Origin of the sequence: Enterobacter sp. N18-03635, from assembly GCF_004006055.1 — a bacterium.
In the GTDB taxonomy this organism is placed as follows: domain Bacteria; phylum Pseudomonadota; class Gammaproteobacteria; order Enterobacterales; family Enterobacteriaceae; genus Enterobacter; species Enterobacter vonholyi.
Map to the genome: position 1 here is coordinate 3,717,179 of NZ_CP034769.1, position 16,334 is coordinate 3,733,512.

Annotated in this window: 7 protein-coding genes and 3 tRNA genes; 4 read left to right on the top strand and 6 right to left on the bottom strand. The window is 56.6% G+C overall.

The window, feature by feature from the left end; genetic code table 11:
• Nucleotides 1-9: 9 nt before the first annotated feature.
• Complete coding sequence (gene mltA, locus ELK40_RS18500; protein WP_111965423.1) at nucleotides 10-1,107, bottom strand: murein transglycosylase A; 1,098 nt, start codon at nucleotides 1,105-1,107, stop codon at nucleotides 10-12.
• A gap of 208 nt (nucleotides 1,108-1,315) precedes the next feature.
• Here mltA and ELK40_RS18505 point away from each other — a divergent pair.
• The 3 genes from ELK40_RS18505 (at nucleotide 1,316) to ELK40_RS18515 (ending at nucleotide 1,635) form a co-directional block, all read left to right on the top strand.
• Nucleotides 1,316-1,392, top strand: a tRNA-Met gene (locus ELK40_RS18505).
• A gap of 45 nt (nucleotides 1,393-1,437) precedes the next feature.
• Nucleotides 1,438-1,514: transfer RNA gene (locus ELK40_RS18510), tRNA-Met, on the top strand.
• A gap of 44 nt (nucleotides 1,515-1,558) precedes the next feature.
• Nucleotides 1,559-1,635 (top strand) — tRNA-Met (locus ELK40_RS18515).
• A gap of 87 nt (nucleotides 1,636-1,722) precedes the next feature.
• Here ELK40_RS18515 and amiC read toward each other — a convergent pair.
• Nucleotides 1,723-2,976 (bottom strand): N-acetylmuramoyl-L-alanine amidase AmiC, encoded by a 1,254-nt coding sequence (amiC, locus tag ELK40_RS18520; RefSeq protein ID WP_111966073.1) that lies wholly within the window; start codon nucleotides 2,974-2,976, stop codon nucleotides 1,723-1,725.
• A gap of 227 nt (nucleotides 2,977-3,203) precedes the next feature.
• Between amiC and argA the strand changes: the two genes are divergently transcribed.
• Entirely contained in the window at nucleotides 3,204-4,535 is a 1,332-nt protein-coding gene (argA, locus tag ELK40_RS18525; protein WP_127732194.1) for an amino-acid N-acetyltransferase, read from the top strand.
• 34 nt (nucleotides 4,536-4,569) lie between these two features.
• Here the strand turns inward: argA and recD are convergent, their stop codons facing one another.
• From recD to recC, 4 genes are all read right to left on the bottom strand, one after another.
• A complete protein-coding gene (gene recD, locus ELK40_RS18530; RefSeq protein WP_127732196.1) occupies nucleotides 4,570-6,390 on the bottom strand; it encodes an exodeoxyribonuclease V subunit alpha in 1,821 nt (606 codons plus the stop codon).
• Nucleotides 6,387-9,929: an exodeoxyribonuclease V subunit beta gene (gene recB / locus ELK40_RS18535; RefSeq protein ID WP_127732198.1), complete on the bottom strand. Its 3,543-nt coding sequence runs from the start codon at nucleotides 9,927-9,929 to the stop codon at nucleotides 6,387-6,389. The genes recD and recB overlap by 4 nt, the downstream gene beginning before the upstream one ends.
• A complete protein-coding gene (gene ptrA / locus ELK40_RS18540) occupies nucleotides 9,926-12,808 on the bottom strand; it encodes a pitrilysin (protein WP_127732200.1) in 2,883 nt (960 codons plus the stop codon). The genes recB and ptrA overlap by 4 nt, the downstream gene beginning before the upstream one ends.
• 139 nt (nucleotides 12,809-12,947) lie before the next feature.
• Nucleotides 12,948-16,322 (bottom strand): exodeoxyribonuclease V subunit gamma, encoded by a 3,375-nt coding sequence (recC, locus tag ELK40_RS18545; protein WP_127732202.1) that lies wholly within the window; start codon nucleotides 16,320-16,322, stop codon nucleotides 12,948-12,950.
• Between the last annotated feature and the right edge of the window lie 12 nt (nucleotides 16,323-16,334).

Genomic DNA, 16,334 nt, shown 5'->3' on the forward strand with positions numbered 1-16,334 from the left:
ATACCACAATCAGCCGCTGAATACGTTTCCGGCACCTGGTGCCGCCTTCAGTACCCACACGCGTCCGTAGTGATTATACCAGCCCGCGCGATGGCCTGCGTCAGGGCCAATACCCTGATAGATGTCGAAGTGCTGGCCTTTAATCGCCCCGCCGACGTCCAGCGCCACCATCAGACGCAGCTCATACTGGCCGTTGAACTTGCCGTTGTTGTCCAGCAGCGGGACCTCAGCAAGCAGCGTGGTGCCTGCAGGAATAATCGAACGATCGGATGCTACCGACGCGCGGCCAATCAGCGGAACTGCGCTCGCCCCTTTCACCGGCGCGAAGTTTTGCGGTTTGAAGAAGACGAACGACGGGTTCTGCTCAAGCAGCTCGCGCACCTCGGCTTCGCTGTGTTTCTCGCCCCACTCGCGGATCGCCTGCATCGACATATCTTCTTTCTTCACTTCGCCGCGGTCGATCAGCACCTTGCCGATACTGCGATAGGCGTGGCCGTTTTTACCGGAATAGCTGAAGAAGTTAAGTGGCGAACCGTCGCCAAAATCAATGTAGCCGCTGCCCTGAACGTCCATGATGAAGTTATCCATCAGGGAGTTGCTGTAGGCCAGAACGTAGTTTTCGCTCAGCGCACCGGCGTAGATCTCGGCGCGCGACGGGAGGCGACCGCGTTTTGGCGGCATACGGTAGATAGGATACTGGAACTCGCCCTGACGCGAGTGTCGTGCCTGGATAACTGGGGTGTAATAGCCGGTAAACTGGACGTTGCCGTAGTTATCGGCCCCTTCCATCTGCCAGGCGTCGATACCAAACTGGCGCATATTGCGCGTATCGCCGCCTGCTTTAAGCCAGTCCTGGACCGCGTTATACACGCTACTCTGGGCGCCATACAGACGCGGCGACGCGTTGCGGATCTGGTAGACCTGCTCGGAGAAATCACCGGCATTAATCGGTGCGCCGACAGCATCAGGCTGATTAACTAAAGAGAAAGGCTGGGATAACTTCCCGTCTTTATACTGTTGACCGCGATCGGTCGGTTTGGAAGAACAGGCCGCAAGAATCGCTACCATTGCGCCCGTCATCAGATACTTCGCCCAACGTCCTTTCATTATATCTCGTCTTTAAGTTGCCCATTTCCGCGTGATGAAGATAACAAACCGCCAGGGCTAATGAAATGCGATCGCATGCCCTCTGGCAAATTTTGCGCAAAAAATAGTCCAAACAACGCCATGTCGTTCAATTTGCATACAAAATCATGATAAATGTGAAAAAGGGGTTGCATCACAAGTCTATCCGAGTATAGTGCGCATCCACGGACGCGGGGTGGAGCAGCCTGGTAGCTCGTCGGGCTCATAACCCGAAGGTCGTCGGTTCAAATCCGGCCCCCGCAACCAATTAAAATTTGATGAAGTATCTTCTACGACCAGTAGAAAGACGGACGCGGGGTGGAGCAGCCTGGTAGCTCGTCGGGCTCATAACCCGAAGGTCGTCGGTTCAAATCCGGCCCCCGCAACCAATCAAATTTGAAGAAGTAAGTTTCTACAAGAGTAGAAAGACGGACGCGGGGTGGAGCAGCCTGGTAGCTCGTCGGGCTCATAACCCGAAGGTCGTCGGTTCAAATCCGGCCCCCGCAACCAACACTTCTAAAACAACAAACACCCTGAAGGGTGTTTTTTTGTATCTGTCGTTTGTGAATTTGCCGGGCGTGTACCCGGCTGAAAGCGTTATCCGCGCCGCGCCAGCGTCGCCCCGTCAGAGAAATACGCACGAATCCCTGCCAGAATCGACTCCGCAACCTCCTGCTGGAATTTTGCCGTCTTGAGCTTACGCTCCTCTTCCACGTTACTGATAAACGCGGTTTCAACCAGGATGGACGGAATATCCGGCGCCTTGAGTACCGCAAATCCGGCCTGTTCAACGCTGTTCTTATGCAGCTTATTGATGTTCCCCAGCTTGCCCAGCACCGCTTTACCAAACTTCAGGCTGTCGTTAATGGTCAGCGACTGCACCATATCGAACATGGTGTGGTCGACGTAGCGATCGCCGCTTTTGCTTACGCCACCAATCAGGTCCGAGGCGTTCTGGGTGTCCGCAAGGTATCTCGCGGCGGTACTGGTCGCGCCTTTGGTTGAGAGCGCGAACACGGACGAACCGCTTGGCTGGCGGCTGGTAAACGCATCCGCATGGATCGACACGAACAAATCTGCGCGCTGCTTCTGTGCTTTCGCCACCCGGACCTTCAGCGGAATAAAGATATCTTCATTGCGCGTCATATAGGCGCGCATATTGCCTTCTTTATCAATCAACGCCTTCAGGCGACGGGCAATTTGCAGCACCACGTCTTTTTCACGCGTACGGTATTTTCCCACCGCACCGGAGTCTTCGCCGCCGTGGCCAGGATCGAGCATGATCACAATCGGACGATCGCGCCCTGCTTTCCCCGGCTGCGGACCACTTTGCGCGGGCGGCACCTGACGCTGAAGATCGCCTTTGTTGTAATCCTCCAGCAGGGCGAGAAGCGGATCCTGAATATCCGTCGCACTCGCCGGGTAAAGATCCATCACCAGACGCTCTTTAAACGTCGCGACGGGTGCCAGGGCGAACAGCTGCGGCTTCACGTTCTGCTTAAGCTCAAACACCATGCGCACGGTTTGCGGATCGAACTGCCCGACGCGCGCCGATTTAATAAACGGATCGTCGCCGCGGATCTGCGCCGCCATCCCTTTTAGCACGGAGTTGAGGTTAACGCCTTCGAGATCCACCACCACGCGTTCCGGGTTGCTGAGGGCAAATTGCTTATATTTCAGCACGCGATTGGATTCGACCGTCACGCGCGTATAGGTCGACGATGGCCAGACGCGCACCGCTACCACCTGACTGGTTGCGGCAAGACCGACCTGACTGACGCTAAGCAACCACATTGCCCCGGCCCCTTTTAACAAACGGCGGCGGCTTATTGCTGAATTGGATCCCGACATGCTTCTCCCGAGCAAGAACACTGACTGATATACAAAATGTCCAGATTGACCGAAAACTTTAACGAATGACGCATAAACTGTCATCTATAAAAGGGTAAACAATCATACGCTAACGCACGGATTACTTATCATTTTCTGTGGGTCGCGGAAAATTTGCGCTTGCACACGCGGCCACAATCGAATAAAAATACATAAATTACGAATAAACATTCATTAAGGGTTGTGCCATGGTGAAGGAACGTAGAACCGAACTGGTCCAGGGATTCCGCCATTCTGTTCCCTATATCAACGCCCATCGGGGAAAAACGTTTGTCATCATGCTTGGCGGCGAAGCCATTGAGCATGAAAATTTTTCCAGCATCGTCAATGACATTGGCCTGCTGCACAGCCTCGGGATCCGCCTGGTGGTGGTTTATGGCGCCCGTCCGCAGATCGACGCCAACCTGGCCGCTCATCACCACGAGCCGATTTACCACAAACATACCCGCGTCACGGATGCTAAAACCCTTGAACTGGTGAAACAGGCGGCAGGTCTGCTGCAGCTGGATATTACCGCTCGCCTGTCCATGAGCCTGAACAACACGCCGCTGCAGGGCGCGCATATCAACGTCGTGAGCGGCAACTTTATCATTGCCCAGCCGCTCGGCGTGGACGATGGCGTGGATTACTGCCACAGCGGTCGCATTCGTCGTATTGATGAAGAAGCTATTCACCGCCAGCTGGACAGCGGAGCCATCGTCCTGATGGGCCCGGTCGCCGTTTCCGTGACTGGCGAAAGCTTTAACCTGACGTCCGAAGAGATTGCCACGCAGCTGGCAATCAAGCTGAAGGCGGAAAAAATGATTGGGTTCTGCTCCTCCCAGGGCGTCGTGAACGATGAGGGAACGATCATACCGGAACTCTTCCCGAATGAAGCCCAGGCCCGCGTGGAGGCGCTGGAAGCCGAAGGCGATTACTACTCCGGCACCGTCCGCTTCCTGCGTGGTGCCGTGAAGGCCTGCCGCAGCGGCGTGCGCCGCAGCCACCTTATCAGCTATCAGGAAGACGGCGCCCTGCTGCAGGAGCTGTTCTCCCGCGACGGTATTGGTACGCAGATTGTCATGGAAAGCGCGGAGCAGATCCGCCGCGCCACCATCAACGACATCGGCGGTATTCTGGAGCTGATTCGCCCGCTGGAACAGCAGGGTATCCTGGTGCGTCGTTCACGCGAGCAGCTGGAGATGGAGATCGACAAATTCACCATTATTCAGCGCGATAACCTGACCATCGCCTGCGCCGCGCTCTATCCGTTCCCGGAAGAGAAGATCGGTGAAATGGCCTGCGTGGCGGTGCATCCTGATTACCGTAGCTCTTCACGCGGTGAAATGCTGCTTGAGCGCGTGGCGGCACAGGCGCGCCAGATGGGGCTGAGCAAGCTGTTCGTCCTGACGACGCGCAGCATTCACTGGTTCCAGGAGCGCGGGTTCACGCCGGTGGATATCGATTCTCTACCGGAAACAAAGAAAGAAATGTACAACTATCAGCGTCGTTCAAAAGTGCTGATGGCGGACCTGGGATGATACTAGGCCCTCACCGTCCGGCGAGGGCTTTCGTTCAGAGGGACTCAAATATCGCGCTCAGCCCGCTTCGGCGTTCCGTACGGGTGGCGATCGCCTGCACCAGCACCCGTTCATCGGCATAAAGCGACAGGCGCTGACGCGCGCGCGTAATGGCGGTATAGATCAGCTCGCGGGTAATAACGGGTGAAAGCTGAGTAGGCAGGATCAGCGCCGCATGGTTAAATTCGGAGCCCTGGGATTTATGCACCGTCATCGCCCAGGCGGTTTCATGCTCGGGTAAACGGCTGGGCTGGAAGGACTTCACGCTCCCGTCCGGCATCTGGAACCAGACGCGTAGTCCCTGACCGCAGTCGAGCGCAATCCCGATATCCCCGTTAAACAACCCCAGCGCGCTGTCGTTACGGGAGATCATCACCGGTCGCCCTTCATACCAGCGCGAATGCGGGGTACGGTTAATTTTGCGTTTTTGCGCCAGCAGCTGTTCCAGCCTGTCGTTGAGACCCCGGACGCCAAAGGGGCCTTCCCTCAGCGCACAGAGCAGCTGGTATTCGCCAAACGCGGCAATGACCTGCTCCGGCGCACTTTGCTGTTGTACGCTTGTCAGAAAGTGCTGATACCCCTGCAGGGCGTCGTCCAGCATCGCCTGATACTCTTCCCCGTTTTGCAGCGATTTTTTCTCAATATCCGTAAAGGTTCCGGCAAACACCGCTGAGGTGGCGTGTCTGTCTCCCCGGTTTACGGCCGCCGCAAGCTGGCCGATGCCGGAATCGCTGCCGAAACGGTAGCTTTTCTGCAGCAGACACAGGCTGTCGCGCAACGCCCCTGCAAGCGAGTGGCTTTCAGAGGTGAGCGTACATCCGGTGAGACTCGCTAACTCCTGAGCGCGTTCAGCGGTATATCCCAGACTGGCATAGGTGCAAATATCGCCCAGCACGGCCCCCGCCTCTACGGAGGCAAGCTGGTCACGATCGCCGAGGAAAATGACGCGCGCGTGCGGCGGTAGCGCATCAATCAAACGCGACATCATCGTCAGATCAATCATTGAGGCTTCATCCACCACCAGCACATCCAGGTGCAGCGGGTTACCGGCATGGTAGCGCAGACGCTGGCTGCCAGGCTGTGCGCCAAGCAAACGGTGCAGCGTGCTGGCTTCATTGGGAAAAAGCGCAAGCTGCTCCCCGGTAAGCGGCAGCTTTTGCAGCGCGCCGCCTAACGACTCCGTCAGACGCGCAGCGGCTTTACCGGTGGGGGCCGCCAGGCGAATACGGCACTTTTGCTCCCCCGATAACTGAATCAGCGCGGCGAGCAGTTTTGCCACGGTGGTCGTTTTCCCGGTGCCCGGACCGCCAGAAATGACCGAGATCCGTCGCGTTAACGCCACGGCAGCTGCCACTTTCTGCCAGTCTGTCGCGTCGTCAGAGGTAAACAACGCATCCAGCGTTTGCCGGAGCTGCGTTTCATCGCAGGGAAGCGGCGCGTTGCTCTCGCTGAAGAAGCGCGCCACCGTCAGTTCGTTACGCCACAGCCGGTTAAGATACAAACGTTCGCCGACAAGGATCATCGGCGTCCCGATATCGGCTCCGCTTACGGCAGGCGAGCCGAGTAATATCACCTGCCAGTCCACGGCGTCACCGAGCTGCGCGAAACACGCCTGTAAAGCTGGCGGCATTTTCTCATCCACCGCCAGACGCGACAGCGGCAGGCACACGTGCCCTTCCCCCGCGTCTTTGCTAAGAATGGCTGCGGCAAGCATGACGGCAGGCTCCTCACCTGCCACCATCATGGCAAACTGCACGTCCAGGTGGCGCAGTAATCGTTGTTCAACTGCGTCCAGCAGTAGCGCCTGCATCGTCATGCCACCTCCTCCGTGCCTGCAGCAAACAGGTTATCCATTTTTTCAATCAGTTCCTCAGCCGGCCGCGTACTAAAGATGCCGGAACGCGGGTCGTTAGCATCCACGCCGCGCAGGAACAGGTAAATCACGCCGCCAAAATGCGCTTCGTAACGGTAATTGGCCATGCGATGGCGCAGATAACGGTGCAGCGCCAGGGTGTAAAGCTGGTACTGCAGATCGTAGCGATGCAGTTGCATTGCCGACGCCATCGCCTGTTGGGTATAGGCTTCGCTGCTGTCACCGAGCCAGTTCGATTTGTAATCCAGCAGGTAGTAGCGTCCTTCGTGGCGAAAAACCAGGTCGATAAAGCCTTTGAGCATCCCCTGCACCTGGCGGAAGTTCAGCGGCGGGCATCCGGCAGATAGCGGATCGTACTCGCGGATCAGCGCATCAAGCGCCTCGGCCCTGAGCGGGCTGGCTATGGGGAGATAAAACTCCATCTCCACCTGCTTATCTTTGGCGGTCAACTGATTCAGCGAAATCCCCTGCGTCGTGAGCGGCGCGTGCAGAACCGCGCGGATCCAGTCGGTGAGAACCGGCTGCCACTGTGCGTCGTAACCACCGCTCTGTAACATCTTCAGCACCCACTCTTCGGAAACCGGCTGGGTGAAATCTAGCTCTTCAAACAGGCTGTGCAAAAACGTGCCCGGAGAAGCGCCGCGAGGGAACTGGTGCGGCGTCAGCACAGGCTCAGCCGGCACGCTACCGGCGCCTGCGGCATCCACGTCCAGTTTTGGCATCAGATCCTGCGCAATACTCTGCCCGTGCTGCTGTAAGCCGGAGTAGCTGGTAACGCGCCAGTCGTCGGCAATGGTACGTACCACCTGACGGGCATGGAGATCTGACTCGTGCGGATCCGGCATGTGCCAGCGGCTGTTATCGGGCAGCGATGGAATATGCAGGGCAACATGCTCAGTGCAAAGCGATTCGATGCACTGGCGCAGGCCCGCCGCGTCTTTGGGCTCACCCTGTTGAATAAGCCGCCCCAGCGCGCTCAGATGAAAATCGCTCTCCCCGGTCTTTTCACCACGGCGACGGAACAGCGGCGCAACGCCCAGGCTGCAGTGCCATACCGAACGGGTCAGCGCCACGTAAAGCAGGCGCAGGTCTTCCGCCAGACGCTCGGCTTCGGCCAGCTCAACGCTGGACTCCGCGTTGCTGAGATCGAGCACCGCCTCAAAAGATTCGCGATCGTGGTAAAAAGCCTGATCCTGCACGCGGTAATTGGCGATAAACGGCAGCCAGACCAGCGGATATTCCAGGCCTTTCGACTTGTGAATGGTGACGATCTGCACCAGATGTTTATCACTCTCGAGGCGCATCTGCTGGCTGGATGAATTGCTGTTCGGATCGGCAATCTGCTGCGCCAGCCATCGCACCAGGGCGTGCTCGCTCTCCAGCTGCGTACCGGCTTCCTGCAAGAGTTCGCTGATGTGCAAAATATCGGTCAAACGACGCTCGCCGCCTGCGGTAGCCAGCATATTCTCCGCAATGTGGCGCTGTGCCATGAGCTCGCGCACCATCGCCATAACTCCACGCTTCTGCCATTTTTCGCGGTAGCGCACAAACTCCTCTACCACAGCATCCCACGCGGCTTCGTCATTGTTGAGCGCATCTATATCCCGCGCGTTCAGTCCGAGCATCGCGCTGGCTAATGCGCTACGCAATGTACTTTCCCGCTCCGGGGCCAGCACGGCCTGGAGCAGCCATAACATCTCTTGCGCCTCAAGCGTTTCAAAGACGCTGTCACGGTTCGATAGATAGACGGAGGGAATATTCAGTAACGTCAGGGCGTCTCGGATTAATGCGGCCTCCTGACGGCTGCGCACCAGCACCGTAATATCCGATGCCTTTACCGGGGTGGGGTTATCCCCCTTCCACAGCAGCGCCTCGCCCCGCGCCCCGGCACTGAGCCAGTCACGGATTTGCGCAGCACAGTGCTGGGCCATGGCATTTTGATAGTCGGCAACGCCGCAGCCTTCCCCATCCAGCAGCCAGAAGTTCATGGCAGGCTGCGTCACGCCGTTAAACTCGAAGCGCAGCGAGGCATTTTTCGGGGCAAATTTTACCGGCTGAAACGGGATTTCCCGAAACATAAACGCCGTATCCATGCGGCTAAAGAGCGCGTTGACGCTTTCCACCATGCCGGGAGAGGAGCGCCAGTTGGTATCGAGCGTGTAGTGTGCGTCAACCTCGCTGCGGGCTTTCATATAGGTGAAAATATCCGCCCCGCGGAAGGCGTAGATGGCCTGTTTCGGATCGCCGATTAACAACAGCGCGGTACCGGGCTGCTGGCGCCAGATACGGCGGAAAATGCGGTACTGCTGAGGGTCGGTGTCCTGAAATTCGTCTATCATCGCAACCGGGAAGCGGGTGCGAATCGCGGCGGCAAGCGCTTCGCCGTTTTCACTGCACAGCGCCGCATCAAGGCGGCTCAGCATATCGTCGAAACCCAGTTCACCCCGGCGGCGTTTCTCGCGCGCCACGGCTTCGCGAATTTCGGTCATGGCGCGAGCGATCATCAGATCGTTGAGCGTAAGGTTATCCGCCAGCAGGGTTTCTATTGCCACAAACAGGGTATGCTCAGGCACAATGCCGTCGGCTTTGGTCCGCTCAGCCAGGAAACGCTGGGAGAATTTCTCCAGCGCGTCCGGGAGCTGATAGCCCCGCGTCTCTTCCTGCGCCCAGGCGCTGATCTTGTCGATCCATTTCCCCTGATTGCCGCGGTTGAACTTGCGACGATCGATGCCGGAATTTTCGATGATGGCGGCAATCTCACCGACTGACTCCATCCATTTTTGCTTGATGTCCGCAATTTTCGCGATGATTTTTTCATGCCGCGAGGCCAGGGTTTCATCTGCCGGCGGCGGGGATTTGATTACCGGCGCTTCACCCTGGAGATAACGATCGATCGCGCGCAGCAGCGCTTCCGGGCCTTTCCAGAGCGCGTGTACCGCTTCGGCAATATCACGCTGTAAGGGATAGCAGTGGCGACGCCAGAAATCCGCGCAGGCCTGATAGCGAAGCACGGATTCATCTTCAATGAGCTGCTGTTCGAACAGCATTCCGGACTCGAACGCATTCAGGCTCAGCATACGCTGGCAAAAACCGTGAATGGTAAAGACGGACGCTTCGTCCATCTGCCGTTCAGCGAGCAGCAGCCACTGGGCTGCCTGCTGCTTATCGGCAATCTCTTCCAGAAGGCTGGCGTAGAGAGGGTTATCCGTGCTCTGACGCAGACAGGCGATGCGCAGCTCGTGGATATTGGTACGAATACGGCCCCGCAGCTCCGCGGTAGCGGCCTCGGTGAAGGTGACCACCAGCAGCTCTTCCACGCTCAAAGGGCGTGGAAAAGCTGCGTTGCCGCCAAGCCCCAGCAGCAGACGCAGATAGAGGGCGGCAATGGTGAAGGTTTTTCCCGTTCCCGCTGAGGCTTCAATCAATCGTTCACCCTGCAGAGGTAAACGTAAGGGATCAAGGGACTCAGCGGTATCGGTCATTCTTTCTTACTCCAGGGCATAGATTGCTGCAGCGCGCTGACGCTCTTCCAGACTTTCCAGCCTTTAGGGTTCACGTACTCCGTTTTCCCGTTCTGGCTACCGGAAACCTGAGACAGGATGGTGATTCCCTGCGGCTTAATGACCGCCTGATGGAAGAAGTCGGCAACCTTCTGCGGCGTCAGCTGTTTTATCTCAGCCACTACTTTATCACGCGAATCAAATTTCAGATTACCGCGATCGAAATCTTTGCTCAGCTGCGAGGCTTCTTCACCCAGCGTCTGCGGCGGCTGCATCACCTGCGCGATGACGGCCTGCTGGATCTGAGCAAATTCCTCCGGCTTCATGGCACGCAGATTTGCTTCCACCTGCGGGAAGAAGGCCTGGTAACGCTGCCAGAGATACGCCGGTTGTTTATCGCTGCTTTGCAGCAGGAAACCCAGCCCCCACTGACGACCGACGTTCATGGAGAAGGCAAATACCGCGTAGCCAAGCTGCTCCTCGGTGCGTAACTGGTTATAGAACCACGGCTGAATAATCTGTCCCAGCACGGCACTCTGCGCCGAGCTGGCGAATTCATCATAGCCCGTTGGCACAAATACCGCGGCCAGCGCGGAGTCCGTGCTGTTACCCGCCTTTTCAAAAATCACATTTTGCTTTTTCTCAACCTGCACGTCCTGGTTGCGGCACCACTCGTCGCCTTTAGAGCCGAGCTGAGTGCGAACATTCTGCGCCAGAGTTTTGGCCTGCTCCTCACTCATGTTGCCGACAATCAGGAACTCCGGACGCGTGTTGGTTTTCAGCGCGTCGCGGTACGCCAGCACGTCTTTTAAGGAGATTGAAGGCAGCAGCGCGCGGCGCTCCTCTCGCTGGAAATAAGGAACCTGCGACAGCATTTGCGCAGGCATAAGCGCAAGATCGTAGGCCTTGCCCTTCTCGGCAGAATCCATCATCTGAGCATACCAGGATTTAGCCTGCTCAAGCTGCTCTTCCGTCGGCGTGTAGCTGAAGTATCCCTCCAGCAAGGCCTGGAACAGCTGAGGCAAGCGCTGGGTATAGCCGTTTGCATTAAGCATCAAACCGTTATTGGCGTTGGTGGAGAAGCTGATCCCGCCCACGGCGGCCTGGTTGCTGAGCTGATCGAGAGCGATACCGGCGAGATAGTCATTGAGTGCGAACATCACCTGATTTTTGGCGCTGTTCATTGCTTTCGGGTTACGCAGCACCACGCTGACATCGGCTTTTGGCTCACTGGCAAAATAGCGGCTTGGGGTATACACAACGCGCAGCGTTGGCTCATCAATGATGAGTTCTGGATGCGGGTAATCTTTAGTCGTTTTGATCAGCGAGAAATCATCCGGAATATAGGGGTTCAGCTCCGGCAGCTTCAACGCAATCTCCCCGGCCTTCTTCTGCCAGTCGGCGAAGGTCTGGGCGCTGATTTTATCCACCTGATAAGGGGCATCGACAAAGTACGCCGTCTTGTTATGCGGTTCGTTCGGGCTGATGTACCAGATGCGGGCATTCTCCGGCGTCATCATCGCCAGGCGGGCTTTTACCGCCCCGGCATCATACTGGTCGGCAATATTTACCGCGTCGAGGGTATGTTCCACCGGCACGCGGATCATGGTATCCGCCAGCCACTCCACATAGTCCATGTCGCGGGTTATGGATGGGTAACGGAAATCGAGATCCAGCACGTGCGCGAGTTCATCAAAATAGCGCTTATCGACGCCTCTCTCGCGCAGCAAAGCGAGGTAGCTAAAGATAGCCGCCACGACTTCATCGCGGTTGGCCAGCCCTTTGTCGGTCAGGGTGGCGGAGATCGCCAGTACGCCGCTATTACCGTTCACTACCGGATCGGAATCGGCGCGAATACCTTCCGCCAGCCCCTGCTTTTGCAGCCAGTCAGACAGCGTACCCGGGCTACGGTTACCTATCAGGTAGGTCACCAGCTCATCGGTTTTACTGCGAAACTGCGCCGTGTTGTTATCAATGCGGAATTCGACGCGCAGCACTTTGCGCGGCATGGCAGGAACGTAGTGGATCACAATACCTTTTTGCGCGTCCGTGACCACCGGAACGGTTATTTGCGGCAGGTCGATATTTTTATTCGGCACCCGGCCAAACGTTTTGGCCGCCATGTCTGCCAGCTCAGGCAACGGTTTATTGCTGTAGATGACCGCTTTCATCAGGTTGGCGGAGTAGTATTTATCGCGAAACGCGTGCAGGGCATCCAGCACCGGGCTATTCGGTTTGTCGCTCAAGGTTTCGAGGTTACCGCCGGAGAAGCGCGAACCCGGGTGCGCCGGGTTGATGGTCTCGGCGCTGACCTGCGCCATGCGCATACCGTCTCGCGTGCGGGCCATGGTCAGCTCGGCATTCACCGCATTGCGTTCACGATCGGCGTATTTTTTATCCAGCAACGGCGCGGCGATGGAATCAGCCAGACGGTCGACTGCCCCTTCCAGCGCATCATTTTCGACTTCGAGATAAAAGGCAGTGCGGTACGGTGCCGTACTGGCATTGTGGCTACCGCCATGCATCTTGAGAAATTCGGACAGGCTATCTGGCTGTGGGTATTTTTTTGACCCCATCAGCGTCATATGTTCCAGATAGTGTGCAAGTCCAGGATGAGCGTCAGGATCTTCCAGCGACCCAACCGGCACCACTAATGCCGACAGGGATTTCACCGCCTGCGGGTCGGAAACCAGCAGCACGGTCATGCCGTTATCAAGACGAATAGCCTGATATTGACGGGTATCTTTTTCGCTCTTACGGATAGTTTCCTGAACGGGTTGCCAACCGGAGTCTGCGTGAGTGACGGGCGCCCAAAGGGCAATAAACAAAACAAACGCTTTAAACAAGGTGCTGCCTGGCATTACGACCTCTTTATCACGGCTACATCATTAACAAACTGCGTGCTGGACACGCCAACATCTCTTTCTTTGGGTACATCAGTCCGTGATAAGAAGTGCATCATAAATGAACACCCTTAGCTGCGCAATTTTTATACAGCACTCAGGACTGATTAAATTTAAACAACGGCAGCAGGTAGCGCTGCGCCTCTTCCGTAATAGCCTCAAAGTACTCTGGCTCAAGCGTTCGCCATAAGCGCTGATACCAGACATCTTCACCTTCGCCACGCACCATCATGTTACCTTCGTAGGCCTGCATAAACTTACTGCGGGCTTTCTGCAGCGAAGCCTCATCCGTTAACATCGCATCATTCTGCGCGTCATAACAGGCTTTTATCCAGGCGCCGCCACTTTCCGGCAGTAGCAGGAGGGGTTTGTTCATTCCCTGGCGGTAGCCATCAATGTACAAAGACAGATACCGTAACGCCTGATCAGACTCCATTGGCGGGAAGCGCCATTCGCCCTCTTTGCGCACGAAAATGCGGCTTTCGCCTTTATGCCCACCCGCACTGTAGACAAGATGTTCCAGCCAGAGTTGCAAACCCTGTGAAACGCTAAGCATTGAAGGCCGCCAGCGAAGCAGCCCATCCTGCTGAACCTGGGTTAACCAGCCCGTGAGCTGTACCCCGTTGCAGTTGAGATCGATTTCAATACTATTCCCTGGCTGTCGGCACGCTCTTACGCGCTCTGCCAGGGCGGTCATCTCCTGACACTGCGCCTCCCAGACGATCTCCCCGAACGCCCCATAAGGCAACTGTCCCGCAGCGCGGTAGCGGCGGTAAAGTTTTTCAGCATCTTCCTCTTCAACCAGCGCATTCAACAGCTGCAGGTTTAACTGGTAGCGCTCCAGACCTTCCAGCGTAAACGGCTCTGCATCAGGAATTTCACTCTCTTCAGAACGGAAGTTGACCTGTAGTCGCTGCTGGAAGAAAGCGCGCACCGGATGCGCCCAAAACCGCTGAAGTTGCTCGAAGGTCAGGGTGTCGACAGGGCGAGGGTCAAGTTCCTGAATAAAATCGGTATGCGCATTCCCCTCTTTTTTCGCCGCTGGCAGCCACTCCTGCGCATAGCTCTGGCGCTCGCTGGCCGTATAGTTCACCGGGTCAAACGGCATGCGGCTGTGGAAACAGGTGATATGGTCTTTCACCCTCTTCTCGCTTTCATCGCAGTTGCGCTCTTCATCCCCCGGCAGGTAGTGGCTCTGACCGATATAATCCACCAGTTCCTGCACCAGAACGGAGGGGAAACGCTCGCTGTTGTCCTGAATCGAACGGCCGATATAGCTGATATAGAGCTTACTCTGGGCGGAAATAAGCGCCTCAAGGAAGAGATAGCGGTCATCATCACGGCGGCTACGGTCGCCCCGTTTTGGATTTGCGCTCATCAAATCGAACCCCAACGGCGCGAGAGCGCGAGGATAAACGCCGTCGTTCATGCCAAGTAAACAGACCACTTTAAACGGGATAGAACGCATTGGCATCAGGGTGCAAATATTGATGGGGCCTGCCAGGAAACGCTGGCTGATTCGCTCCTGGTCAAGCCGCTGCGTCAACTCATCCCTCAACAGCGACAGCGGAATGGCCTCCTGATAGTGGGAATTGACGCCTTCGTCGATGATAGCCTGCCACTGCGTTTCAATGAGCGCCATCGCCGCTTCGGTGTCATTGTCCGGCAGGAAGAAATCATTAAGCAACGCTCTGCAAACCGGGAGCCATTCTTCAAGTGGACGCGGCTGCAGCAGCTCGTGTCGCCAGCGGTTAAGCTGCATCAGGAGCGATGCTAAATGCCCCACCAGTTCAGCAATTAACCCGCTGGACTCATCGTAAGGCAGCACCTCATTCCACTCGCCCTGACTGCTCTCCATGGCATAGCCCAGCAGCATACGCGTCAGGCCAAATCGCCAGGTGTGCTGCCCGGTTGGAGGAAGTTCGAACTCCTGAACGTTATCGTCATCGATACCCCAGCGAACGCCAGACTCATTCACCCACTGGCGAAGGTAGCGAAGCCCCTCTTCATTGATGTTGAAGCGTGCAGACAGAACGGGAACATCCAGTAACGCCAGGACATCTTCGGAGATAAAGCGGCTATCCGGCAGTGAGAGTAAAGTGATAAACGCCTGCAATGCCGGATGCGACTGACGGGCACGACGGTCAGAAATAGCATAAGGAAGATATCGCTCGCCCGTCGCGCTGCCAAAGACGGCCTGAATAAAGGGGCTGTAGCTGTCGATATCCGCCACCATTACCACGATATCACGTGGCGTCAGTTCGGGATCGTCCTGCAGCATCGCCAGCAGCTGGTCGTGAAGCACTTCGACCTCACGCTGAGGGCTATGGCAAACATGGATCGTGATGCTGCGATCGTCAGCGTCCAGCTTACGCTTGCTGTCGCTGCGTTCGAACTCGTTCGCCGTCACGCCCATGACGGCACGGTTTTCCAGATCCAGAATATCTAACTGAATATTATGCAGCAGGCTGTCCGGAGCGATCTCGACAAAGGCATCCACGTCACCTTCGCCTGAGGAAGTGATGTCTGAAAGCATGTGAATGTAGTCACGCCCCAGCTTCCCCCATGAGGCAAGCAGCGGATTGGGCAGGTTCTGGATACCATCTTCGTCAAAAAGCTGCCCGGCAGTCGAGCCGTCCTTAAACAGCGGGACGGACCGTTCTTCAAAAAGGCGCTTTCGTTGGCGAGTTACCAGACGCGCAAGCCAGCGTTCATCGAGGATATCCCCCCAATACTGTCGGCAAGGGTTGGTGAACAAAATATGAATATCAATATGTTTACCCAGCGCATTCAACGCCTTCAGATAAACAGGCGGTAAAGCGGATATCCCGCAGATAAAAACGCGTGACGGTAGTCTTGCTGGACGCTCTGTCGCATTTTCGAGTATTGAAATAAACCGATCGTACAGGTTGGCACGGTGCCACTTAGGCTGCCCAAGTTTCTCCGTATGTTCTACCAGTGCTTTCCACAGCGGTGCCTGCCATATTTGCGCCTCCGGCAGACCTTCAACCAGCTCGCCCGCTTCCCAACGAATTAACCAGTCAGAACGGTAAACAAGGTATTGGTCGTAGAGATCGGCAGTACGCGACGCCAGCTGGAACAGCTTGCGCTTGTCGGTATCGTCATTGAGGTAGTGGCGCAGCATGGCGAATTCATCATGCTGCAGCATTTCCGGCAGCAGCGCCATGAGCTTCCAGCTCATGGCCTGCTTGTTGAAGGCGCTCTGCTCCGGGATGTCCGGCAACACGCACACAAACATCTCCCAGATAAAGCTCGCGGGCAGCGGGAAATCAATATTTGCGGCTATGCCAAATTTACGGGAAAGCGACATTTGCAGCCACTGTGCCATACCGGTGCTCTGCACCAGCACCATTTCAGGCTCAAAAGGATCGTCAAGCCGCTCGCGCTCAACGATAAACTCCATCAGCGCTTCCAGCACATCCAGACGATTTGAGTGGTAGACCCTTAACATAGACGCTCCCGA